General features: G+C 54.0%; 2 protein-coding genes. Both read right to left on the bottom strand.

The window, feature by feature from the left end; translation table 11 throughout:
- Positions 1-181, bottom strand: a 181-nt coding sequence (locus FS806_RS26435) for a hypothetical protein (RefSeq protein WP_222126773.1), incomplete at its 3' end; no start/stop codon positions are given.
- Positions 182-354: 173 nt separating this feature from the next.
- Positions 355-1,629: threonine--tRNA ligase (thrS, locus tag FS806_RS25160; RefSeq protein WP_144942078.1), on the bottom strand; the 1,275-nt coding region annotated here is incomplete at its 5' end.

Below are 1,629 nucleotides of genomic sequence, written 5' to 3' on the forward strand. Positions count from 1 at the left end.
ACGAGTGCGTTCTGCTCGTGGTTCCACCCTCATTCGATTCGCTGCCAACGCTGCTCCGTCCAATGGACGAAAGACAGGCACGGGCGGACAGCTCTTCCCTATCCCCTTCCCTTCCGCTTGCTCGCGGCCGGTCCGACAGGAAAATCAGCTTCGCCTTACAACGAATCCTTCGGTATTTCATAACGGGAATAACCCGGTGATATATACTTTCGCGAATGACAAACGCGGGTTCCATATCACGGCTGCAAAGGGGTAACTCCCTGACCGGTCTCTGAAGGAGCTTGCAGCCTGGGCTCCTCTCTCTGTTCAGGCCGGACAGGGAATCATGTCTCTGGTCATCGCCTTTGTATTAAATTAATGTTTCTTGCTTTGGATATCTTCGAGAATAAGGCTTGCCGTATCCTCTATACTGTGTGCACCTATATCCCCCTGGCCCCTCCGGCGGATAGACAAGGTGCCGGCCTGCTGCTCGTTCTCTCCCACTACGAGCATATAAGGTATTTTCTCCAGTTGGGCTTCGCGGATCTTATAACCGAGCTTCTCGTTGCGCTCATCGGCTTCGACCCGGATGCCGGCCGCCAACAAGGCATCAACGGCCTTACGGGCGTATTCGTTATACGACGGAGCAACCGGCAGAACCTTCGCCTGCACCGGTGCCAACCAGGTCGGAAGTGCCCCTGCGAAGTTCTCGAGCAGAAATGCCGTCATCCGTTCCATCGTGCTGATGATGCCGCGATGGATGACAACCGGACGATGCTTCTGACCGTCTTCGCCGACATACTCAAGCTCGAATCTTTCCGGCAGAAGGAAGTCAAGCTGGGCGGTAGAGAGTGTTTCTTCCTTTTTCAAAGCCGTCTTGATCTGAACATCCAGCTTCGGTCCATAGAAGGCAGCCTCGCCTTCGGCTTCGTAGAAAGGAAGACCCATTTCCTCCACAACCTCTCGCAGCATGCGCTGCGACATTTCCCACATCTCATCGTTAGGGAAATATTTCTCCGTATCCTTCGGATCCCGGTACGAAAGACGGAAGCGGTATTCCTCAATTCCGAAGTCCCGATACACTTCGCGAATCAGATTAACGACGCGGGAGAATTCCTCCTTGATCTGATCCGGGCGGCAGAAAATATGAGCGTCGTTCAGAGTCATGGCGCGAACCCGATGAAGCCCTGTGAGCGCCCCGGACATTTCATAGCGATGCATGGTGCCGAGCTCCGCTATCCGTAAAGGGAGATCGCGGTAACTGCGCATTTCGCTCTTATAAACCATCATATGATGCGGACAGTTCATCGGACGAAGCACCAATTCTTCATTGTCCAGCTTCATTACAGGGAACATGTCCTCTTGATAATGATCCCAATGACCCGATGTCTTGTACAGATCGACATTGGCAAGAACGGGGGTGTAGACATGCTGATAGCCGAGACGCTCCTCCAGATCGACAATATAGCGTTCCAGCGTCCGGCGAAGCTTGGCGCCGTTAGGAAGCCACAGCGGCAGGCCCTGCCCCACTTCCCGCGAGAAGGTAAAGATCTTCAAATCTTTGCCGAGCTTTCGGTGATCGCGCTTCTTGGCTTCCTCCAGCAGGTGCAGATGCTCATCAAGCTGCGCCTTCTTCGGAAATGCCGTGCC

Source organism: Paenibacillus sp. 32O-W, assembly GCF_007679495.1.
Taxonomy (GTDB): domain Bacteria; phylum Bacillota; class Bacilli; order Paenibacillales; family NBRC-103111; genus Paenibacillus_L; species Paenibacillus_L residui.